The sequence below is a fragment of the Bradyrhizobium sp. BR 1433 genome (assembly GCF_051547665.1).
GTDB lineage: Bacteria > Pseudomonadota > Alphaproteobacteria > Rhizobiales > Xanthobacteraceae > Bradyrhizobium > Bradyrhizobium australafricanum.
Genome location: NZ_JBPUGG010000001.1, coordinates 2,608,007 through 2,630,380, shown reverse-complemented (window position 1 = coordinate 2,630,380; position 22,374 = coordinate 2,608,007). Strand labels below are relative to the sequence as shown.

The window sequence follows — 22,374 nt, the reverse complement described above, 5'->3', positions numbered from 1 at the left end:
CGCAGGATGACTATATTGCGGTATGGCCAATCAGCGCGACCCTGATAAACGACCTTCGCCGGATGCGCTGCTGGAGGCGGCGCGTCGGGAGACCGATCGATCGGGGCGGCTGAAGATCTTCATCGGCGCCGCCCCCGGTGTGGGCAAGACCTACCGAGATGCTCTCGAGCGCCCACGCCCGCCACAAGGCGGGCGTCGACGTCGTGGTCGGCGTCGTCGAAACCCACGGCCGGGTCGAGACCGAGACGCTGCTCAGGGGTCTCGAGGTGCTGCCGCGGAAGCGGCTGACCTATCGCGACCAGACGCTCGAGGAGATGGACCTCGATGCATTGATCGCGCGGCGGCCGCAGCTCGCGCTGGTCGACGAGCTCGCCCATACCAATGCACCGGGCAGCCGGCATCCCAAGCGCTATCTCGACGTCGAGGAACTGCTGTCGCACGGCATCGACGTCTATACCGCGATCAACATCCAGCACATCGAGAGCCTCAACGATGTCGTCGCGCAGATCACCCATGTGCGGGTGCGCGAGACGGTGCCGGACTCGGTGGTCGATCGCGCCGATGCCATCGAGCTGATCGACCTGACGCCCGACGACCTGATCCAGCGGCTCAAGGAGGGCAAGGTCTATGTGCCCAAGCAGGCCGAGCGGGCGCTGGAACACTACTTCTCGCCTGGCAATCTCACCGCGCTGCGCGAGCTGGCGCTGCGCCGCACCGCCGAGCGGGTCGACGAGCAGCTGCTCAACCACATGCAGGCCAATGCGATTGCCGGCCCCTGGGCCGCCGGCGAGCGCATCCTGGTCTGCCTGAGCGAGGATCCGCGCGCGGCCGGCCTCGTGCGCTACACCAAGCGCCTCGCCGACCGGCTGCACGCGCAATGGACCGCGGTCAGCATCGAGACGCGGCGCAGCCTGCAACTTTCCGACGAGCAGCGCGATCGGCTGGCCGACACCATGCGGCTTGCGGAATCGCTCGGCGGCGAGGCGCTGACGCTGCCAGGCGTCGGCCGCCGCATCGCCGACGACGTCATCAATTTCGCCCAGGCCAACAACGTCACCCAGATCATCATCGGCAAGTCGACGCGCTCGCGCTGGTTCGAGCTGACGCATGGATCCGTGGTGCACGATCTGGTGCGCCGCGCCGGCAATATCAGCGTCAACGTGATCGCCGGCAACGAGCTGCCGGTCGGCAAGGCGGCGGTGCAGACCGCGCAGCGGCAGGAGCCGTTCAATCCGCGGCCCTATCTGATGGCGCTGCTGCTGGCGGCGCTCGGGCTCGGCGCGGCCAAGCTGATCCAGCCGTTCTTCGGCATCGAGAATGTCGACCTCGTCTTTCTCACCGCCGTGGTCGGCGCCGCGGCGCGCTACGGCCTCGGGCCGTCGCTGCTGGCGAGCGTCGCGGCCTCGCTGTGCTACAATTTCTTCTTCCTGCCGCCGGTCTATACCTTCACCATCACCGACCCGACCAATGTCGCGGCGTTCTTCTTCTTCATGCTGATCGCGCTGCTGGTCTCCAACGTCGCGGCGCGGGTGCGCACCCAGGCCGACACCGCGATCAGCCGGGTCCGCACCACCGAATCGCTCTACGCCTTCAGCCGCAAGCTCGCTGGCACCGCGACGCTGGACGACGTGCTGTGGGCGACCGCCTACCAGATTGCGCTGATGCTCAAGGTGCGCGTGGTGCTGCTGCTGCCGGAGGACGGGATGCTGACCGTCAAGAGCGGCTATCCGCCGGAGGATCAGCTCGACCAGGCCGATCTCGCCGCCGCCAACTGGGCCTGGGCAACGACCGTCCGGCCGGCCGCGGCTCGGACACGCTGCCGGGGGGAAAACGGCTGTTCCTGCCGATGCGCACCGGCCGCGGCCCGATCGGGGTGATCGGCATCGACGACGACCGCACCGGGCCCTTGCTGACGCCGGACCAGCGCCGGCTGCTCGATGCGCTGGTCGATCAGGGCGCGCTGGCGATCGAGCGCGTGCTGCTGGTCGAGGACATGGACCGCGTCAAGCGCACGGTGGAATCCGACCGGCTGCGCGGCGCGCTCCTGACCTCGATCTCGCACGATCTCAAGACGCCGCTGGCCTCGGTGCTCGGCTCGGCCTCGGCGCTGCGCGACCTCGGCGCCAACCTGAGCGATGCGCAGAAGCACGATCTGCTCGCCACCGTGATCGACGAGTCCGAGCGGCTGAATCGGTTCATCGCCAATCTGCTCGACATGACCAAGCTGGAATCCGGCGCGATCGTGCCGAACACGGCGCGCCATGATGTCGGCGAGATCGTCGGCAGCGCGCTGCGGCGGGCGAGCAAGATCCTGGTGCATCACCGGGTATCGCTGGAGCTCGCGGCCGACCTGCCGATGTTGGAGCTCGACGCCGTGCTGTTCGAGCAGGTGTTGTTCAATCTGCTCGACAACGCTGCCAAATACGCCCCGTCGGACACCGCGATCTCGATCCGCGGCGCCCGCGATCGCGACACCATCGCGCTGCAGATCCTCGATGAAGGCAACGGGATTCCCGCGGCCGAGCTCGAAAGCGTGTTCGACAAATTCTATCGCGCCGAGAAGGGCGACCATGTCCGTCCCGGCACCGGCCTCGGGCTTGCGATTTCGCGCGGCTTCGTCGAGGCGATGCGCGGCACGATCGCGGCGGCCAACCGCGCCGACCGCAGCGGCGCCGTCATCACCATCCGCCTGCCGATCCCTGCCGACACCAACGCGCTGGATACTGCTGCATGAACGCGACGCCGATCAAGGTCCTGGTCATCGACGACGAGCCGCCGATCCGCAAGTTGCTGCGGATGGGGCTGAGCACGCAGGGCTATGACATCCTCGAGGCATCCAACGGCAAGCTGGCGCTGGAGATGCTGGGTGAGGGACCGGCGCTGATCATCCTCGACCTCGGATTGCCCGACATCCAGGGCCATGACCTCTTGCGCATGATCCGCGGCCGCAACGAGAGCGTGCCGATCGTGGTGCTGTCGAGCCGCGGCGACGAGGCCGGCAAGGTGCAGGCGCTCGACCTTGGCGCCGACGACTACCTGACCAAGCCGTTCGGCATGGACGAGTTGCTGGCGCGGCTGCGCGCGGCGCTGCGGCACCAGTTGCAGGTGCAGGGCGAGCGGCCGGTGTTCCGCTCCGGCGATCTCTCGGTCGACCTGGTGCGCCGGATCGTCAAGGTCGGCGACAGGGAGATCAAGCTGTCGCCGAAGGAATATGACCTGCTGCGCGTGCTGGTGCAGCATGCCGGCAAGGTGCTGACCCACCGCTTCCTCTTGAAGGAATTGTGGGACGAACTGACCGATGCGCAGTATCTGCGGGTCTATGTGCGCCAGCTTCGCCAGAAGATCGAGGCCGACCCGGAGCGTCCGCAATTCGTGCTGACCGAGACCGGCATCGGCTATCGGCTGCGCGCGGCGGACTAACAGGTAGCCCGGATGAGCGAAGCGATATCCGGGGCATCTCCCGCATGTCGCTGCGCTCATGCGGGCTACGTTGGTGCCGTCGCCCGACGACACCAAACGGAACTTTCGCTGCCATCGAGGCTTGTTTTCCGTTAGCGGGAGACAAGCCATGGCAAGGAAATATTCGCGGAAGGCATCGGGCGATGTAGAGCGCGCGATGAAGAAACGCAAGGCCGGCACGCTGCGCAGCGGCCGCTCCAAGAAGAAGGTGAAGAGCCGCAAGCAGGCGATCGCGATCGGCTTGTCCGAGGCACGCGCCAAGGGCAGGAAGGTGCCGAAGAAGTCGTCAAAGAAGAAGACGGCGAAGAAGCGCAAGACTGCCAAGAAGCGGAAGAGCTCGAAGAAGAAGTAACGGATGAGTTGCATCCATCCGTCATTGCGAGGAGCGTAGCGACGAAGCAATCCATCCCTCCGCGTATGTGGAGAGATGGATTGCTTCGCTGCGCTCGCAAGGACGAGAGATCTCATCCCGCCTTGCGTCGCCGCGCGCTTGACCGGTGCGCCTTCTTGCCGGCGCGGCGATGCGGGGTCGGGCGGCGCGCGGTGGAGCGCGAGCGCCTTGCGCCGCTCTTGCCGCCTTTCAGGCTCTGCTGCAGCGCGTCCATCAGGCTCACGACGTTGCTTGGCTTCTCCTCGCGCTCGGCGGCCTTGATCGGCTTGCCGGCCGCCTTGCGGCGGACCAGGGCCTTCAGCGCGGTCTCGTACTCGTCCTTGAATTTCGACGGATCGAAATGCGCGGCCTTGCTGTCGAGGATATGCCCGGCGAGCTCGATCATGTCCTTCGTGACCTTCGGGCTCCTGATGTCGTCGAAATAATCGTCGGCGTCGCGCAGCTCGTAGGGGTAACGCAAGGTGGTGCCGAGCATGCCCTTGTCGAGCGGCTCGATCGCGATCACATGCTCGCGGTTGGTCAGCACGATCCGCGCCAGCGCGACGCGGTCCTGATCCTTCATGGCGTCGCGGATCACCGCGAACGCGTCGACGCCGGCCTTGCCGTCGGGCCTGATGTAGTAGGGGTGGTCGAGATAGCGCTTGTCGATCTCGCCCTCGGGCACGAAGCTGTCGATGTCGATGGTATGGTTGCTCTCGATCTGCACCGCTTCGAGCTCGTCCTTCTCGATCTCGACATATTTGCCCTTGCTGACCTCGTAGCCGCGGCCCTTCTGATCGCCCTCGACAACGTCGCCGGTCTCGGTATCGACCATCTGCTGCTTCAGCCGGTTGCCGGTCTCCCGGTTGATCATGTGGAAGCGGGTCTTCTCGACCGCGGTCGAAGCCGGGTAGAGCGCCACCGGGCATGACACCAGCGAGAGCTTGAGCGTGCCTTTCCAGTAGGCGCGGGGAGCGGCCATGATCGCCTCCAAACAGCTTGAGTTTGGAACTTGAACGGATACCGTGGGTTTTGGTTCCTGATGGCCGCACGGAGGCGGCGGCCGTCGTTTGCGCCGAGGGTTTGTCGAGGTTTGTTGTGTCGCTGAGAAACCTGTCCACCTATCGCAAGAAGCGCGACTTCGAGAAGACCAACGAGCCGTCGGGCGACGTCAAGGTCGCACCCAGCAAGCAGCGGCGCTTCGTCATCCAGAAGCACGACGCGACGCGGTTGCATTACGATCTGCGGCTCGAATTCGATGGCGTCTTCAAGTCCTGGGCGGTGACGCGCGGGCCCTCTCTCGATCCGCATGACAAGCGGCTGGCGGTGGAGGTCGAGGATCATCCGCTCGACTATGGCGATTTCGAAGGCACCATTCCCGAAGGCCAGTACGGCGGCGGCACGGTGCAGCTGTGGGATCGCGGCACTTGGGAATCGGACGATCCCGAGCGCGGCTTCAAGAAGGGCGACCTGAAGTTCACGCTTGAGGGCGACAAGCTGCACGGCAGCTGGGTGCTGGTGCGGATGAAGGGCGACCGCTTTGGCGGCAAGCGCACCAACTGGCTCCTGATCAAGCACCGCGACGAATATGCCGTTGACGGCAACGGCGGGGAGATCCTCGACGAAGACCGTTCGGTCGCCTCCGGACGCTCGATGGCGCAGATCGCGGCCGGCAAGGGCCGGGCGCCGAAGCCGTTCATGCTGGCCAAGGGCAACGGCAAGGCCAAAGCGGACGCGGTCTGGCAGTCCAACCACGGCATGGCTGCGGACGCGCGCGCCAGGACCAAGGCGCCGGCGCCCAAGGAGCGGCTGAAAGTGGCGCGGCAGGCGAAGCTGAAGCAGGTGGCCGAGATGCCTGCTTTCGTCGCGCCGCAGCTCTGCGCCGCGGTCGAGTCTCCACCCAATGGCACGGGCTGGTGCCACGAGATCAAGTTCGACGGTTACCGCGTGCAGCTCCGCGTCGAAGACGGCGAGGCCGTGCTGAAAACGCGCAAGGGGCTCGACTGGACCGCCAAGTTCGGCGCGATCGTGAAGGAGGCTTCGAACCTGCCCGACGCGCTGATCGATGGCGAGATCGTCGCGCTCGACAAGAACGGCACGCCGCATTTTTCGACGCTGCAGGCCGCGCTCTCCGACGGCAAGACGGATCGGCTGATCTTCTACGCGTTCGACCTGCTGTTCGCCGGCACCGAGGACCTGCGCCCGCTGCCGCTCGCCGAGCGCAAGACGCGGTTGAAGCAATTGCTCGCGGCGCGCAAGGGCAAGAACCACCTGATCCGCTATGTCGAACATTTCGAGCAGCGCGGCGAGGCGGTGCTGGAATCCGCGCGCAAGCTCGGCCTCGAAGGCATCGTCTCCAAACGGCTCGACGGTGCCTACCATTCCAGCCGCTCCGACGACTGGACCAAGGCAAAGATCCGCGCCGGCCATGAGGTGGTGCTCGGCGGCTGGAAGACCACCAATGGCAAATTCCGCTCGCTGATGGCGGGCGTCTATCGCGGCGATCATCTGGCGTTTGTCGGCATCGTCGGCACCGGCTTCGGCCAGGACACGGTCCGTCGCATCATGCCGGCGCTGAAGGCGGCGGAGGCGGACAAGAGCCCGTTCGGCGGCAAGGACGCGCCGAAGAAGGCCCGCGACGTGCACTGGCTCAAGCCGGAGCTGGTCGCCGAGATCGAGTTCGCCGGCTGGACCGACGCCGGCAATATCCGCCAGGCCGCCTTCAAGGGCCTGCGCCAGGACAAGCCGGCGCATGAGGTCGAGGCCGAGCGGCCGGTTGTAACCGAAGTGGTGAAGCCGATGGCCAAGGGCGTGGCGAAGAAGGGCACCGGGAAGGCGTCCAGCGAGGTGATGGGTGTCGTCATCTCGCACCCGGACAAGGCGCTGTGGCCCGATGCGGGCGATGGCGAGCCGGTGACCAAGCTCGACCTCGCGAACTATTTCGAGGCGGTCGGCGAATGGATGATCTCCTATCTCAAGGGCCGGCCGTGCTCGATCGTGCGTGCGCCCGACGGCATCAAGGGCGAGACCTTCTTCCAGCGTCATGCGATGGCCGGCACATCAAAACTGCTCAAGCTTGCGAAGGTCTCGGGCGACCGTAAACCCTATTTGCAGATCGACCGGATCGAGGGCCTGGCAGCAGTCGCGCAGCTCGGCGGTCTCGAGCTGCATCCCTGGAATTGCGCGCCCGATGCCTATGACACGCCGGGCCGGCTGGTGTTCGATCTCGATCCCGCGCCCGATGTTGCATTCACCGACGTGATCGACGCCGCCAAGGACATGCGGCAACGGCTGACCGCGGTCGGCCTCGAAAGCTTCTGCAAGACCACCGGCGGCAAAGGTCTGCACGTCGTCACACCGCTGCTCGCAGGCAGCAGGGACAAGGTGACGTGGAAGGAAGCCAAGGCGTTCGCGCAGGCGGTCTGCCAGTGGATGGCGCAGGATGATCCCGAGCGCTATCTGATCAACATGTCCAAGGCCAAGCGCACGGGAAAGATCTTCCTCGACTATTTGCGCAACGACAGGATGTCGACGGCGGTCGCGGTGTTGTCGCCGCGGGCGCGTCCGGGGGCGACAGTGTCGATGCCGCTGACCTGGCCGCAGCTGCGCGGTGATCTCGATCCGAAGAAATTCACGCTGCGCACCGTGCCGGCCTTGCTCGCGAAGACGAAGGCCTGGGATGGCTACGAGGATGCGGCGTCGTCGATCAAGTCGGCGATGAAGAAGCTCGCGGCCAAGTAAGCGCCGTCCAACGAAGCACCACCCGCTTTCGCGGGTGATGCTGGTCGTCGATATCGGCAGGACGCAACGCTACCAAGGGCTACAGTCGTCCCATCAGGAGCAGGATCAGCAGGATCACGACGACCAGGCCGAGCCCGCCGCCGCCGTAATAGCCGGTGCCGTAAAACGGTCCGCCGCCGATGCCGCTGAAGCCGCCAAGCAGCGCAATGACCAGAATGATGAGAATGATCGTTCCAATTGACATCTAGCGTCTCCTCAGCCCCGCGGGCTCGTCTCGTTTCTGCCCTTCGGGAAGGAAAACAACCCGTAACTGTGAAGGTTCCGGAGTTGGCGGCGCGATAAAACTGTGTGGTTCTTCCGTTTGCCTTGGAACAGAACTACATCAACCAAACCCACGGAGGAGTGCATCGCAATGTCGGCGCCGCTGATCGTTTCGATACCCCATAGCCTCGGCCGCGACGAGGCGATGCGCCGCTTGAAAACGGGCCTGTCGCGCGCGACGGCGAACCTGCCGGTCATGAGCGTCGAGGAGGAGCGTTGGGACGACAACCGGATGAGCTTTCGCGTCCGGGCGCTGGGGCAGGTCGCAGCCGGGCATGTCGATGTCGAGGATTCCCATGTGCGGGTCGAGGTGACGCTGCCGTGGCTGCTGCAACGGTTCGCCGAGGTCGCGCAGGCGGCGATCCGCAAGCGCGGGCAATTGCTGCTGACCAAGCGCTGACGCAGGACGTCAGGCGTGCGAGCGCGCCGGCCTTGCGGTGCGTTTCATCCCCGCGACCTTTGTCTTGAGCACGGCGACCGGCAGATTGCCGAACAGCTCCGGGAGCTGAATCGCTGGTTGCGCCATCCCTGAGCGCATATCCAGCCGCGTCGATTTCACCCTCAAAAGCTTCGGGGCGCGGCCAGCTGCGGCCGCCCTGCGTGAACGGGGCGAACGATCTTGCCACCGCAACGATCGCCGCCTCGCGGCCATGGCGCCGCGCGAAGGCAATGACGTGATCGCGGTGCGGGCCGCTGACGGCGAGCGGCACGTAGTCGCCGCTGGTGAACACATCGGCCAGCTCGTTGCGGAGCCGGAGCAGATGCCGCGTCCATGCGAATTTGAGACGGCCGTCGCGCCAGTCTTGCGCCAGCGCATCCCAATCCGGCATCTCCAGCGCGGCGAGCATTCCTGCCCGTTCGGTAAAGTCGACCGGGCGGCGGTTGTCCGGGTCGACCAGCGAAAGATCCCAGCTTTCGGTGCCCTGGTAGAAATCCGGCACGCCCGGCATGGTTGCCTTCAGCGTGATCTGGCTGAGCGAATTCAGCGCGCCGATCAACGCGGTCCGTTGCGCCAGCGTCCCCAGCGCATCGAGGAATTCCGGCGAGGTCTCGCGATCGAGGATCCGCTCGATGAAGGCTTTCACGCCGGCCTCGTAAGGCTGGTGCGGATTGAGCCAGCTGGTTTCCTGCTTGCCCTCGCGCGCTGCCTTCAGCGCGTAGGCCTGGATGCGGGCGGCGAGCGACGCATCATCGGAATCCCAGGCGCCGAGCAGGGCCTGATACAGCATGTATTCGAACGTCGCCGATGGCGCGCGCATCTCGCCGTCGAGCACCAGATGCGGCGCATTCAGCACCTTCCAGCGCGCCACCGCGCTGGTCCATTCGCCGGGGATTTCCGCAAGCGCCATGATGCGGGCGCGGGCGTCCTCGCCGCGCTTGGTGTCGTGGGTCGCGGTCGCCGTCATGCCGTGCGGCCATTCGCGGGCGCGGGCCTGCATCATGGCGTGAAAGGCCTCCGCTGCGATCGCACCCGCCGCCGGATCGCCGCCAACCTCGTTGAGCGCCAGCAGCCGGTGATAGCGGTAGAAGGCGGTATCCTCCAGCGACTTCGCCATCATCGGCCCGGTGAATTGCTGCACCTTCAGCGCGAAGCGGCGGACCCGCGGCGCGCCATGCGGCGGCCGGCCGGGCTGCAAAAGGTCCATGGTCAAGGCATCGCGCAGGAAATCGAAGATGCCTTCGTCGGCGGCGAACCAGTCGGCGCGAGCGCGCTCGATGGTCTCGCTGATCAGCGTGCGGTCATGCGCGGCGGGGCCGGAGGCGGTGAGATAGGTGCGATAGACCGGAAAGTGCAGTACATAGAGCTCGAGCGCCTGCCGCAGACTGCTCGCCGGAGAAGTCGCGGGTCGAGTAGTGTCCGCTGGCAATGCGCGCGAGCAGCCGCGCCAGCACGGTGAATTCGCTGGTGAGCAGCGTCTCCAGCACGCGCTGCTTGGCCTCGCGCAACACCGGCGTCAGGTTCGGCGACTGGTTGCTGATCTGGCGCCAGATCTCGTTCAGTGGATCGAGGCCGCGACCGTCGACCAGTGCCTGGCTGATCGTGTTCATCCATTCATAGCCGGTGGTGCCGTGAACGCCGCTGAATCTCGGCAGCTTCTCGTCCTCGCCGAGGATCTTCTCGATCACCACGTAGAACGGCCCGGCCTTCGCGCCCTGTGCGGAGCGGATCAGGCGGCGCAGCCGCTGGAAGTATTGCGCGGGATCGCGCAGGCCGTCGATATGGTCGAGCCGCAGGCCCTGCAGCCGGTCTTCGGCGATCAGCCGCTTCACGAGGCTGTGGCTCGCCTCGAAGGTCGCGGCGTCCTCGACCCTGAGGCCGGCCAGCGTGTTGACGTCGAAGAAGCGGCGATAGTTGATGTCGCTGGACGCCAGCCGCCAGTGGCCGAGCTTGTAGTGCTGGCGTTCCAGCAAATGGTGCAGCGCCAGCGTCTGGGTCGGGCGGTCCTCGCCGGCGCGATAGGCATCGAGGCCGCGTGCGATGATATCGGCGCCGCCCTCGATCGCCTTGATCGCCGCCTTCAGCGCCGGCGCTTCGACGCGGTTGGGGCGACGCAGCGCCCGGTATTGCGCGGCGAGCTCGAGCATCGCGCGTCCGGTCGGGCTATCTTCCGCGGCGGCCTCGCGGACGATGGTGCGCAGCACCTCGCCATAGCGCTCCGGCGCGATCGGCAGGCGGTGCTCGAAATACCAGGCCGAGAAGCTGCCCTCGTTCGCGTCATAGCGCAGCTCGATGTCGCCGCGCTCCAGCGCCTGGCCATAGGACGAGCCGAGGATCGGCAGCAGCACGCCGCCGCGCGCGCGATAGGGCAGCTGGTCCCAGTCGATGTCGAAGGAGACCGCGTGCGGCGACGCCGGTCCCCATTCCAGCACATCGAGCCACCACGGATTGTCGGCGAAGTGAACGCCGACATGGTTCGGCACGAAATCCAGGATCAGGCCGAGATCATGGCGCTTCAATGCGTCGCTGAACCGCGCAAAGCCCTCTTCGCCGCCGAGCTCCGGATTGAATTTGGTGTGGTCGACGACGTCATAGCCGTGGGTCGAGCCCTTGCGCGCCTTCATGAAGGGCGACGCATAGACATGGCTGATGCCGAGCGCCTTCAGATACGGCGCCACGCCGGCGGCGGCATCGAAGTCGAAATCGGCAGTGAGTTGCAGACGGTAGGTTGCGATCGGGATCGCCGGAGGCATTGTGCTATCCGATGTGCCAGCGCACCGCCCAGCCGGGGAGGTCGCTCGACAACGCGCCGCCCCAGATCGCAGTTCCCTTCGGCTCCGGTCCATCGGGGATGTCGCGAGCGGACAAATTGGCGGTCAGCCGCAGCGTGCTGCCGTCGCCCATCTGCCAATGCGCCGTCAACAGGTCGCCAGCCACGATGGCATCGCCGAAACGGCACCCTTTGAGCCGGGGCATGATCTCCTGCCGGCGCACGGCGAGCAGGTCGCGCACCAGCGCAAGCCGCGCGCGCGCCGGATCATGGCCGAGCGCCGCCCAGTCGAGCACGGCCGATCGCACCGTTTCGTCGGCAAGCGGGTCGGGAATGTCGTCGCCATATTTGGCATACGCCCAGGCGAACTCCTTGCGTCGTCCGGCGCGGACGGCATTGGCGAGGTCGCCCTTGAAATCGCAGAAGAACGGGAAGGGCGTCGTCGCGCCCCATTCCTCGCCCATGAACAGCATCGGCGTGGTCGGCGCGATCAGCGTCACCGCCAACGCCGCCGCGACCGCCGCCGGCCGGGCAATGCTGACGAGACGATCGCCGAGCGGCCGGTTGCCGATCTGGTCGTGGTTCTGCAGGAAGTTGATGAAGCAGGTCGGCGACAGCATGCCGCTCGGCTCGCCGCGGGCCTTGCCGCCCCAGAACTCCGAGACTTCGCCCTGGTAGATGTAGCCGGACGACAGCGCGCGTGCGAGGTCCTGCTTCGGCGCCCGGTAGTCGCCATAATAGCCCTGGGTCTCGCCGGTCAGCAGCACGTGCCAGGCGTGATGATAGTCGTCGTTCCATTGGCCGCGGAATTTGCCGTGCGGCGGATCCTCGGCGGCATCGAGCAGGCTTGCAATGTTGTCGCCGTTTTCGAGCACGAGGTTGATATAGCGGCCGGTCTCGGTGGCGAGCTTGCCGGCGGCCTTGCTGAAGTCATGGAGCACCGAGACTTCGCCGGCTTCGACGATGGTGTTGACCGCATCGAACCGCAGCCCGTCGAAGCGATAGTCGCGCAGCCAGCTCACGACGCTGCCGATCGCAAACGCACGCACCTCGGGCACGCGATAGTCGATCGCGCTGCCCCACGGCGTGTGCGCGTCACTGAAGAAGGACGGCGCATAGCGGCCGAGATAATTCCCCTCGGGGCCGAAATGGTTATAGACCACGTCGAGCATCACCATCAGCCCGCGCAGATGCGCTTCGTCGATCAGGGTCTTGAGGTCCTCGGGCCGGCCGTAGGCGCTGTCGGGCGCGTACCACAGCACCCCGTCATAGCCCCAGTTGCGCTTCCCGGCGAAATCCGCCAGCGGCATCAGCTCGAGCGCGGTGATGCCGGTCGCCACGAGATGATCGAGCTTGTCGATCATGGCGCGATAGGTGCCCTCTCGGGTGAAGGTGCCGACATGGGCCTCGAGGACGACGGCCTCGTGCCAGGGGCGTCCGCGCCAGTCCGTCGCGCGCCACTTGAAGGCGGCGTGGTCGATCACCTCGCTCGGGCCGAACACGTCGTCCGGCTGGAATGCGGAGGCGGGATCCGGCACATCGACTTCGTCATCGATGCGGAATTTGTAACGCGTGCCGGCGCGCGCGCCCGGGACCTCGGCGACGTACCAGCCGGCTGCATCGCGCGTGAGCGGATGCGGGTTGTCGAGCAGGAGGTCGACGCGCTTGGCCGCCGGCGCCCAGAGCCGGAAGCGCATGCCGTCAGGTGTCAGCTCGGCGCCGAAATGTTGTCTGTTCATGTGGAGCCTGCAAATGCCAGCACCGAGCGCGGCGGTGCCCTGGTATCGGCGCCGGATGCGAATTGCTCAGCCGTTTGCTCGGCCTTGGTCGTGTTCAAGACCTGCCGCCAGCTCCTGTATTCCGCCATCCTCGGCATCCTGAACACGATCTCCTGCGGTGCGGCGTTGAGCACGATAAAGATCGGCGCCTGTCCTGGTTCCATCGGCCCCAGCACATAGGCGAGGAATCGGCTCTCGGGGAATTTCCAGTCGGAATTCCTTCATCTCTTCGGCCGCGGGCGTCAGCCAGAGCACGCCGTAGCTGCCGTCGGTGCGGCGGCCGTCGAGCCAGCGCTGGCAGCGGATCTGGCCGAAGCGCTGGCGCAGTGCTGTGAGATGGCCGATGAAATCGATGGCGTCGTCGTCCGTGCCGAGGTTCTCCCAGCCGATCCAGCCGGTCTCATTGTCCTGGCAATAGGCGTTGTTGTTGCCATCTTGCGTATTCGCGACCTCGTCGCCGGCGAGGATCAAAGGCGTGCCCTGTGCGAGCAGCAGACAGGCCAGCGCATTCTTCCTGAGCTGCCGGCGCAGCGCGATGATGGCAGGATCGTCGGTCGGGCCCTCATGGCCGCAATTGTTGCTGTGATTGTCGTTGGAGCCGTCGCGATTGTCCTCGCCATTGGCCTCGTTGTGCTTCTCGTTGTAGCTGAAGAGATCGGCGAGCGTGAAGCCGTCATGCACCGTGATGTGGTTGACGCTGGCGCGGGTCGCACGGTCGTCGTGGTGGAACAGATCGGAGGATGCGGTCATGCGGCCCGAGATGTCGCCGATCAGGCTGCCTTCGCCGCTCCAGTAGCGCCGCATCGCGCTGCGATAGCGGTCATTCCATTCCGACCATTGCGATGGAAACGCGCCGACCTGGTAGCCGCCGAGACCGAGGTCCCAGGGCTCGGCGACCATCTTGGCGGTTGCCAGCACCGGGTCCTGGCGGATCGCGGTGAGGAAGGGGTGGTTGCGATCGAACCCGTTCGGCCCGCGCGCCAGGGTGGTGGCCAGATCGAAGCGGAAACCGTCGACATGGCAGACCTCGACCCAGTAGCGCAGCGAATCCATTACCATCTGCAGCACGCGCGGATGGGTGAGGTTGACCGAGCTGCCGCAGCCGGTGAAGTCGTCGTAGAAGCGTGGGTTCTCGCGGTTCAGCCAGTAGTAGGAGGCATTGTCGATGCCGCGGAAGCACAGCGTCGGGCCCATATGGTTGCCCTCGGCGGTGTGGTTGTAGACGACGTCGAGCAGCACCTCGATGCCGGCATCGTGCAGCCGCGCCACCGTGGTGCGGAAGGAATCGAGCGCGTTGTCCTGGGCGTAGCGTGCCTCCGGCGCGAAGAAGGCGATGGTGTTGTAGCCCCAGTAGTTCGCCAGCTTCTTCTCGACCAGGATACGGTCGTCGATCAGGCCGTGGATCGGCAACAGCTCGATGGTGGTGACGCCGAGCCGCTTGAGGTGGTCGATCATCGCCGGCGACGACAATCCGCCATAGGTGCCGCGCAGGTTCGGCGGCACGTCCTCGCGCTTCTGCGTCAGGCCCTTGACGTGGGCCTCATAGATGATGGTGTCTTCCCAGGGAATGTGCGGCCGGATCTCGCGGCGGCCCCAGTTGAAGCTCTCGTCGACCACCACCGCCTTCGGCATGCCGCGGGCATTGTCGCGCCGGTCGAACGAGAGGTCCTCGCGCGCGCTGCCGGTGCGGTAGGCGAAATGCGCGTCGCTCCATACCAGCCGGCCGGCGAGCCGCTTGGCGTAGGGATCGAGCAGCAGCTTGTTGGCATTGAAGCGATGGCCGCGCTCCGGCGCGTAGGGGCCGTAGACGCGATAGCCGTAGAGCTGGCCCGGCGAGACGTCGTTGAGATAGCAGTGCCAGACGTCTTCAGTGCGCTCCGGCATCTCGATCCGCTCGAGCTCGCGGCGGCCCTGGCCGTCGAACAGGCACAGCTCGACCTTCTCCGCATTCGCCGAGAACAGCGCAAAATTGGTGCCTCTGCCGTCCCAGCTTGCACCGAGCCGTGCGGACGTACCCCCGGTCAGTCGCATCAATCAGCTTTCCGGTACGAGGAAGATCGCAGCCAGCGGCGGAATGGTCAGGCTCAGTTCGGGCGTGGCGTCCTCCGATGCGCGCACCTCGCCGACATTGCCGACATTGGTGCCGCCGTAATGCGCGGAATCCGAGTTGAACACCTCGTGCCACTTGCCCGCGAACGGCACCGGGACGCGATAGTTGCGGTAGACGTTGGGTGAGAAGTTCGCGATCACGAGGCAGCGTGCGCGCTCAGCATTGCCCTTGCGGATCCAGGCGAACACGTTGTTGTTGGCATCGTCGGTGATGACCCACTCGAAGCCGGCCTGGTCGCAGTCGAGCTCGTGCAGCGCCGGCAGCGCGCGATAGAGCCGGTTGAGGTCGCGGACCAGGTTCTGGATGCCGCTGTGCTTCGGTTGTTGCAGCAGATGCCAATCGATCGAGTAGTCGTGATTCCACTCGCGTTCCTGGCCGAACTCGCAGCCCATGAACATCAGCTTCTTGCCGGGGTGGCCGAACATGAAGCTGTAATAGGCGCGCAGATTGGCAAAGCGCTGCCAGTCGTCGCCGGGCATGCGGCCGAGGATCGAGCGCTTGCCGTGCACGACCTCGTCGTGGGACAGTGGCAGGATGAAATTCTCCGAGAAGGCGTAGTGCAGGCCGAACAGGATGTCGCCGTGATGGTATTTGCGGTGGATCGGGTCCTTGCCGATGTATTTCAGCGTGTCGTGCATCCAGCCCATGTTCCACTTGTAGCCGAAGCCGAGCCCGCCATATTCGACGGGACGCGACACCTGCGGCCATGCGGTGGATTCTTCCGCCGCCGTCGTCGCCTGCGGAAAATGCGCGAACAATTCGGTGTTGAAGCGGCGCAGGAAGTCGATCGCCTCGATGTTTTCCCGGCCGCCATATTTGTTCGGGATCCAGCCGCCGGCGGGACGGCTGTAGTCGAGATAGAGCATGGAGGCGACGGCATCGACGCGCAGCCCGTCGATGCCGTAGCGATCAAGCCAGAACAGCGCGTTCGACACCAGGAAATTGGTGATCTCGGTGCGCCCGTAATTGTAGATCAGCGTACCCCAATCGAGGTGACGGCCCTGCAGCGGATTGGCGTGCTCGTAGAGCGCGGTGCCGTCGAAATTGCCGAGCCCGTGCGGATCGTCGGGAAAATGCCCGGGCACCCAGTCGAGCAGCACCGCAAGCCCTGCGCCGTGGCAGGCGTCGATCAGCGCGGCGAAATCGTCCGGCGAGCCGAAGCGGCTGGTCGGTGCGAACATGCCCGTCGGCTGGTAGCCCCAGGAGCCGTCGAACGGATGCTCTGATATCGGCAGGAATTCGACATGGGTAAAGCCCATGTCGCTGGCATAGGCCGGCAGCTGCTCCGCCATCTCGCGATAGGTCAGCCACTCGTTGCGCCCCTTGCGCCGCCACGATCCGAGATGGACCTCGTAGATCGACATCGGCGAGCTCAGCGCGTTGACGCGATCCGGCGCCGGGCGCGGATGCGGGATCTTGCGCTCGTCGATCACGATCGAGGCGGTCTTCGGGCGCACCTCGGCGGCGAACGCCAGGGGATCGGACTTCAGCGGCAGATGCTGGCCGTTGCGCCCGATGATCTCGAACTTGTAGTGGTCGCCGACCCTTGCACGCGGGATGAACAGTTCCCAGTAGCCCGGGCCGCGCACGCGCATCGGATGCCGCCGTCCGTCCCAGAAATTGAAGTCGCCGACCACGCTGACCCGCCGAGCATTCGGCGCCAGCACCACGAAGCCGATGCCGTCGACGCCGTCGAGCGTCATCGGATGCGCGCCGAGCGTATCGTAGACGCGCTGATGCGTGCCTTCGCCGAGCAGATAGAGATCGAAATCGCTCAGGATCGGCGGAAAGCGGTAGGCATCCTCGAGCTCGACGACGTTGTCACCGAAGCGGGCGCGGAGCTGGTAGCGCGTCGAGCCGTTCGGCAGGGGGCCTGCGAACAGGCCGGCGTCATGGATCCGCGCCAGCTGTGCGGTCTCGCCATGCTCGCCGATCGCCTCGACATTGCTGGCATCGGGCAGGAAGGCGCGCACGACGTTGCGATCCCCCTCGGGGTGAAGCCCGAGATAGTGGAAGGGGTCGGAGTGGCGGCCCTCGATGATGGCATAGGCCTCGGCGGGCAGTTTGCTCATGCAACCTCATGCGGCTGTTGCGCCAGGATCCTCAGCAGGCCGGTGAGCGGCACCCGCAGCCAATCCGGCCGGTTGGCCAGCTCATACTCGATCTCATAGAAGGCTTTCTCAAGCAGGAAAAAATTGAGCAGGCGATCGGCCGTCTTGGCGTCGGCGGGCCACAGCCGCTGGCCGGCCACCGTCTCGCGATAGGCCGCCAGCAGGGTATCCGCGGCCTGGTCGCGCCATTCGGCCAAGGCGAGGCTCAGCCGGCCGCTCTCGTCGGGGGAGACCTTGAGCGTGCGTTCCAGCGCGGCGGTCGCCGCATAGTCGATCGAACGGATCAGGCCGGCGACGTCGCGCGCCGGCGGTGCCTTGCGCCGCCGCTCGGCGATGGTGCGGCCCGGTCCGCCGTCGAAATCGATGATGAAGACGTCGTCCTTGACCACCAGCAACTGGCCGAGATGCAGGTCGCCGTGATGGCGGATGTTGAACCCGTCGGTTTCGCGCGGCAGCAGCGCCTTGAGCCGCTCCGGCAGCGTGTCGTGCTGGGCCTGCAACTGATCGGCCAGCAGCCGGTCGGCCTCTCTCAGTGAGCCGCGCCGCTGCTTCAGCGTATCGAACACGCGCTCGGCCCGCGCCATGATCTCGTCGGCCCAGCGCTGCAGGTCGTCGGGCTTGGTCGGCTCGGGCGCGAAGTCCGGCAGGTCGCGGTTGCTGGCGAGCGCCAGATGCAGCTCGGCCAGCCGCTTTCCGCTATGCGACATGTGGCGCAGATAGGTGGCCTGGTCGCCGTTCTCCACGGGGTGCTCGCTCACTGTCAGCAGGCGCTGCCGTTCGACCAGGCGGTCGAGGTGTGCGCCTGCGATAGTCCAGAGGTCGCCCTGATTGACGACCATCGCATGCAGGACGGCGATGGCGCTGCGCTTGTCGCCCTCGATCAGCTCGGCGGTGCCGAGCAAGGCAGGGGTGTTCGGAAAGTTGACCACTTCGGTGAGGAAGCGGCCCATCTCGATCTCCGGATTGATACCGACCTCGAGCTTGCGATAGATCTTGGTGACATATTCGTTGTCGACCAGCGCGGTCGAATGCGGCTGATCGTTCTCGAACACCCGGATGCGCTCGGGCTGCCGCACCGGCCGGTCGGAGAAGCGGCTGGTCGGCCGGAATTCGAGCTTGAGGCCTTGCTCGCCTTCGTCGACCGTGAGGTTTTCCCGCAGGTTGCGCAGGAACAGGCCGGTGAAGATCTGGTCGGTGGCAACGTCGAGCAGCGTGCCCTCGCGCGCGCCCTGGCGTATCGCGGCAAAGGCGCGCGGGTTGTAGCGCTCGCGGTCGAAGCGCACCCACTCGATCTGCATCGGCAGCACGTAGCGGCTGGTGGTGCCGCGCTGCGTGGTCTCGAAAAAGGCGAGCCACGGCCGGTTGTCGCCGATGTCGCAGAACGGAATCGCGGAGACCAGCACCGGCTGGATCGCACTCGCCGATCGCTCCGGGTACCAGCGCGTGCGGGCGAGATGACCGGGCAGCACGTCGTGCTCGAACACGCCGCGGGTGCGCGCCAGTGACATCCAGGTCGAATTCAGCGGTACAACCAGCGTCTCGAATTCCGGCACCGCGCGCGGCGTCACCGGCTCGGACTTGTCGCGCTCCTGCAGCTGGAACCAGTAGAAGCCGTACGGCGCGAGCGTGATCATGTAGGGCAGCTCGCCGATCGCCGGAAAGCGCGTGCGCCCGAGCATCTCGAGCGGAATGCGGTCCTTGAAGGCGGAGAGATCGAGTTCGGTGGCCTGTGCCGACCGCGACAGATTGGCGACGCACAGGATCGCCTCACCCTGGTACTGGCGCACATAGGCCAGCACCGAGCGGTTCTCCGGGCGGATGAAGGTCATGGTGCCGCGTCCGAACGCCAGCGTCGACTTGCGCACCGCGATCAGCCGCTTGGTCGCCGACAGCAGCGACGACAGGCTGCGCGACTGCGCCTCGACATTGACGGCTTCATAGCCGTAGACCGGGTCCATGATCATCGGCGCGTAGAGCCGCGCCGGGTCGGCGCGCGAGAAGCCGCCGTTGCGGTCCGGCGACCACTGCATCGGCGTCCGCACGCCGTTGCGGTCGCCGAGGTAGATGTTGTCGCCCATGCCGATCTCGTCGCCGTAATAGATGATCGGCGTGCCCGGGAACGACAGCAGCAGCGAGTTCATCAGCTCGATCTTGCGCCGGTCGTTGTCCATCAGCGGCGCAAGGCGGCGGCGGATGCCGACATTGATGCGGGCGCGCGGATCGTTGGCGTAGGTCGACCACAGATAGTCGCGCTCGACGTCGGTGACCATTTCCAGCGTCAGCTCGTCGTGATTGCGCAGGAACAGCGCCCACTGCGCAGCGGCGGGAATGTCGGGCGTCTGCCGCAGGATGTCGGTGATCGGAAAGCGGTCTTCCTGGGCGATCGCCATGTAGATGCGGGGCATCAGCGGGAAGTGATAAGCCATGTGGCATTCGTCGCCATGGCCGAAATATTCCTGCACGTCCTCCGGCCATTGATTGGCTTCGGCCAGCAGGATCTTGCCCTTGGCATAGGCGTCGAGCTCCTGGCGCAGCCGCTTGATGATGGCATGCGTCTCCGGCAGGTTCTCATTGTTGGTGCCGTCGCGCTCGCACAGATAGGGAATGGCGTCGAGCCGGAAACCGTCGACGCCGGTGTCGAGCCAGCGCTTCATCACCTGCACGATGGCGCGCACCACGCGCGGATTGTCGAAATTCAGGTCCGGCTGGTGCGAGAAGAAGCGGTGCCAGTAGAACTGGCCGGCCTCCGGATCCCAGGTCCAGTTCGACTTTTCCGTATCGGTAAAAATAATCCTTGTATCGAGATATTTCTGGTCGGTGTCGCTCCAGACATACCAGCTGCGCGCGCTCGAGTTCGGCGGGCTGCGGCGCGCGCGCTTGAACCACGCATGCTGGTCCGAGGTGTGGTTGACGACGAGCTCGGTGATGACGCGCAGGCCGCGCTTCTTGGCCTCCTGGATGAAGCGCTTGAAGTCCTTCATCGTCCCGAAATCGGGATTGATGTCGCCATAGTCGCCGATGTCGTAGCCGTCGTCGCGGCCGGGCGAGGGGTAGAACGGCAACAGCCACAGCGCGGTGACGCCGAGCTCCTGCAGATAGCCGAGTTTCTCCGTCAGCCCCGCGAAGTCGCCGATGCCGTCATTGTTGCTGTCGGCAAATGCCTTGACATGCAGCTGGTAAATGATCGCGTCCTTGTACCACAGCTGGTCCGCAGTCTCGGTTGCGACCTTCTCCTGGGTATTGACGGAGGAGAATACGTTCATGACGGCTCCTTCAGGCGACACAGCGCAGCAGCAACGCGGGATCGCGCGCAGGATCTATACGTAGATGGATGCCTCCCCATTCGAGCGCGTGGCGCTCGCCGGTGACAAGGTCTTCCACTGCCGAGACGGGCCGGCGGGCATCGCCACGGCCGACCATGACGTCGCCGAGCGGCAGCCAGACCTCACGCAGTTCGGCTGACAATGCAATCGCGGCCGCGATCACATTGCCCTGATCGACCGCCTCCTTGATGAAGCCGATCACACCGCCGTCATCGACACTGATAAAGCGCAAATTGGCGAATTGTTGCAGGGCCGGATTGCCGCGTCTGATCCGGTTGAGAGCTGCGATATAGGGCTTGATGTTCCCCGGCTGCTCCCAGTTGCGAACCCTGATCTCGTACTTCTCGGAGTTGAGATATTCCTCGCGGCCGGGGACCGGCGTGTGTTCGAGCAATTCGAAGCCGCTGTAGATGCCATAGCTGCTTGAAAGCGTCGCGGCCAGCGCGAGACGCGACTTGAACATCAGGATTCGCCGCTTTGCAGGTGGAAGGGCAGGACGTCCGGTGTGTTGACGAAGAAATTCGGCCGAAAGAAGTCACGCTCGGGATAGGAGGTCAACTCGCCGAGATATTGTTCGAGCTCGAAGCGCTGCGTCCGCCAGGTGAAATAGCTGTAGGACTGTGTGAAGCCGAGCTTGGCGAGGCCCTTCATCAGTTTCGGGCGCGCGAACGCTTCCGCAAGGAACAGCACGTCCGCGTCGCGGTCCCGCACCTCGCGGATCAGCCACTCCCAGAACGCCAGCGGCTTGGTGTGTGGATTGTCGACCCGGAAGATCCTGACGCCCTGTTCGACCCAGAACAGCACGACGTCGCGCAGCGCGCGCCACAGCGCAGCGGCATTCTCGGACCCGAAATCCGGGTTGACGACATCGTCCCAGCGCTGCGGGGGATGCTCGGCCGTGCGCATCGATCCGTCCGGGCGCCGCTTGAACCACTCTGGATGTTCGTTCAGCCAGGGATGATCGGGGGAGCACTGCACGGCGAAATCGAGCGCGACCTCGAGGCCATGCGCCTGGCTTGCCGCCACGAAGGCGCGGAAGTCGTCGAGCGTGCCGAGTTCCGGATGCACGGCGTCGTGGCCGCCCTCGGCTGCGCCGATCGCATAGGGGCTGCCGGGATCGCCCGCCTGTGCGATCGCGGCATTGTTGCGGCCCTTGCGGTGCTGCCGGCCGATCGGGTGGATCGGAGCGAGCAGGACGACGTCAAAGCCCATCGCGGCGATGTCGGGAAGCCGCGCGATGCAGTCGTTGAAGGTTGCATGCGTGCCCGGTGTCTTGCCCTGGCTGCGCGGAAACATCTGGTACCATGCGCCGCTGCGCGTCCGCGGGCGGTCCGCGGTCAGCGGGTAGAGCTGCGATCGCATCAGATCGCGGCGAAACTGGCTGCCGGCCATCGCCTCCCGCAATTCGGGCGCGAGCAGCGCGCCTGGTTCGCCGGTCTGCAGAAAGATTTCGCACTGCCTGATGATGACGGCCGCCGCCGCCGGGCTGCCGGCCTGCGCCTGGGTCAGCATGCCCGCGCCTTCGAGCGCGTCCAGCGTGTGATCGCTGCCGTCGCGCGGCGTCTGCTCGAAACGATGCCGCCAGCTGGCGAATTCATCGGTCCAGGCCTCGATCGCGAAGGCGTAGCGGCCGGGCCGGTCGGGCACGAAAGCGCCGCCCCAGCGGTCGTCGCTGTGCGCCGTCATCGGCGCGACCTGCCATTCGCTGTCGCCCTCGCGCCGCCACACCAATGCCGCCGATATCACGTCATGTCCGGCACGGTAGATGTCGGCCCACACTTCGACAGGTTCGCCCACAATGCGCTTGACCGGAAAGCGGCCGCCATCAACCGACGGATAGACATCGGTGATATGAAAAGTGCCATGGGCACTCTCGACAGGCCGGAGGGTTTTGTTCACGGTGATGCCGCCATTAAAAATGCAAATGACGTCCCGGCGCCGGGAAGGAGGCG

The 22,374-nt window shown here is 65.6% G+C and carries 9 protein-coding genes and 4 pseudogenes; 5 read left to right on the top strand and 8 right to left on the bottom strand.

Annotated elements, in window-relative coordinates; genetic code table 11:
* The first annotated feature begins 22 nt into the window (after nt 1-22).
* The 3 genes and pseudogenes from ACSKB9_RS13125 to ACSKB9_RS13115 all read left to right on the top strand — a co-directional run bounded on the left by ACSKB9_RS13125 (nt 23) and on the right by ACSKB9_RS13115 (nt 3,811).
* Nucleotides 23-2,734: pseudogene (locus tag ACSKB9_RS13125) on the top strand (DUF4118 domain-containing protein).
* The gene (locus tag ACSKB9_RS13120; RefSeq protein ID WP_028332698.1) at nt 2,731-3,420 is read left to right on the top strand and encodes a response regulator; all 690 of its coding nucleotides are present in this window, start codon (nt 2,731-2,733) and stop codon (nt 3,418-3,420) included. Before ACSKB9_RS13125 ends, ACSKB9_RS13120 begins: the two are co-directional and overlap by 4 nt.
* 148 nt (nt 3,421-3,568) lie before the next feature.
* Entirely contained in the window at nt 3,569-3,811 is a 243-nt protein-coding gene (locus ACSKB9_RS13115) for a DUF6496 domain-containing protein (RefSeq protein ID WP_225161094.1), read from the top strand.
* Between the two features lie 112 nt (nt 3,812-3,923).
* On the opposite strand, the gene ACSKB9_RS13110 is transcribed toward ACSKB9_RS13115, so the two are convergent.
* Nucleotides 3,924-4,811: a Ku protein gene (locus ACSKB9_RS13110; protein ID WP_438073590.1), complete on the bottom strand. Its 888-nt coding sequence runs from the start codon at nt 4,809-4,811 to the stop codon at nt 3,924-3,926.
* 116 nt (nt 4,812-4,927) lie between these two features.
* Between ACSKB9_RS13110 and ligD the strand changes: the two genes are divergently transcribed.
* Nucleotides 4,928-7,570: a DNA ligase D gene (gene ligD / locus ACSKB9_RS13105; RefSeq protein ID WP_438073588.1), complete on the top strand. Its 2,643-nt coding sequence runs from the start codon at nt 4,928-4,930 to the stop codon at nt 7,568-7,570.
* A gap of 79 nt (nt 7,571-7,649) precedes the next feature.
* Here the strand turns inward: ligD and ACSKB9_RS13100 are convergent, their stop codons facing one another.
* Nucleotides 7,650-7,814, bottom strand: coding sequence for a DUF3309 family protein (locus ACSKB9_RS13100; protein WP_076823921.1), 165 nt, complete (start codon nt 7,812-7,814; stop codon nt 7,650-7,652).
* A 168-nt stretch (nt 7,815-7,982) separates the two neighbouring features.
* Between ACSKB9_RS13100 and ACSKB9_RS13095 the strand changes: the two genes are divergently transcribed.
* The gene (locus ACSKB9_RS13095; RefSeq protein WP_438073586.1) at nt 7,983-8,291 is read left to right on the top strand and encodes a polyhydroxyalkanoic acid system family protein; all 309 of its coding nucleotides are present in this window, start codon (nt 7,983-7,985) and stop codon (nt 8,289-8,291) included.
* Nucleotides 8,292-8,300: 9 nt separating this feature from the next.
* Here the strand turns inward: ACSKB9_RS13095 and treY are convergent.
* The 6 genes and pseudogenes from treY to ACSKB9_RS13065 all read right to left on the bottom strand — a co-directional run bounded on the left by treY (nt 8,301) and on the right by ACSKB9_RS13065 (nt 22,321).
* A pseudogene (gene treY, locus ACSKB9_RS13090) lies at nt 8,301-11,083 on the bottom strand (malto-oligosyltrehalose synthase).
* Between the two features lie 4 nt (nt 11,084-11,087).
* Nucleotides 11,088-12,839 (bottom strand): malto-oligosyltrehalose trehalohydrolase, encoded by a 1,752-nt coding sequence (treZ, locus tag ACSKB9_RS13085; protein WP_438073584.1) that lies wholly within the window; start codon nt 12,837-12,839, stop codon nt 11,088-11,090.
* A pseudogene (gene glgX, locus ACSKB9_RS13080) lies at nt 12,836-14,909 on the bottom strand (glycogen debranching protein GlgX). The gene treZ and the pseudogene glgX overlap by 4 nt, the downstream one beginning before the upstream one ends.
* Nucleotides 14,910-14,912: 3 nt before the next feature.
* A complete protein-coding gene (gene glgB / locus ACSKB9_RS13075; protein WP_438073582.1) occupies nt 14,913-17,060 on the bottom strand; it encodes a 1,4-alpha-glucan branching protein GlgB in 2,148 nt (715 codons plus the stop codon).
* Complete coding sequence (treS, locus tag ACSKB9_RS13070; protein WP_438073580.1) at nt 17,057-20,362, bottom strand: maltose alpha-D-glucosyltransferase; 3,306 nt, start codon at nt 20,360-20,362, stop codon at nt 17,057-17,059. The genes glgB and treS overlap by 4 nt, the downstream gene beginning before the upstream one ends.
* Nucleotides 20,363-20,372: 10 nt before the next feature.
* Nucleotides 20,373-22,321, bottom strand: a pseudogene (locus ACSKB9_RS13065) (alpha-1,4-glucan--maltose-1-phosphate maltosyltransferase).
* Nucleotides 22,322-22,374 lie beyond the last annotated feature (53 nt).

Bases quoted from the DNA above. Each gene is read 5' to 3' on its own strand.
- glgB (WP_438073582.1), bottom strand. From the start codon at position 17,060: ATGAGCAAACTGCCCGCCGAGGCCTATGCCATCATCGAGGGCCGCCAC.
- ACSKB9_RS13110 (WP_438073590.1), bottom strand. From the start codon at position 4,811: ATGGCCGCTCCCCGCGCCTACTGGAAAGGCACGCTCAAGCTCTCGCTG.
- ACSKB9_RS13100 (WP_076823921.1), bottom strand. From the start codon at position 7,814: ATGTCAATTGGAACGATCATTCTCATCATTCTGGTCATTGCGCTGCTT.
- ACSKB9_RS13115 (WP_225161094.1), top strand. From the start codon at position 3,569: ATGGCAAGGAAATATTCGCGGAAGGCATCGGGCGATGTAGAGCGCGCG.
- treS (WP_438073580.1), bottom strand. From the start codon at position 20,362: ATGAACGTATTCTCCTCCGTCAATACCCAGGAGAAGGTCGCAACCGAG.
- treZ (WP_438073584.1), bottom strand. From the start codon at position 12,839: ATGAACAGACAACATTTCGGCGCCGAGCTGACACCTGACGGCATGCGC.
- ACSKB9_RS13095 (WP_438073586.1), top strand. From the start codon at position 7,983: ATGTCGGCGCCGCTGATCGTTTCGATACCCCATAGCCTCGGCCGCGAC.
- ACSKB9_RS13120 (WP_028332698.1), top strand. From the start codon at position 2,731: ATGAACGCGACGCCGATCAAGGTCCTGGTCATCGACGACGAGCCGCCG.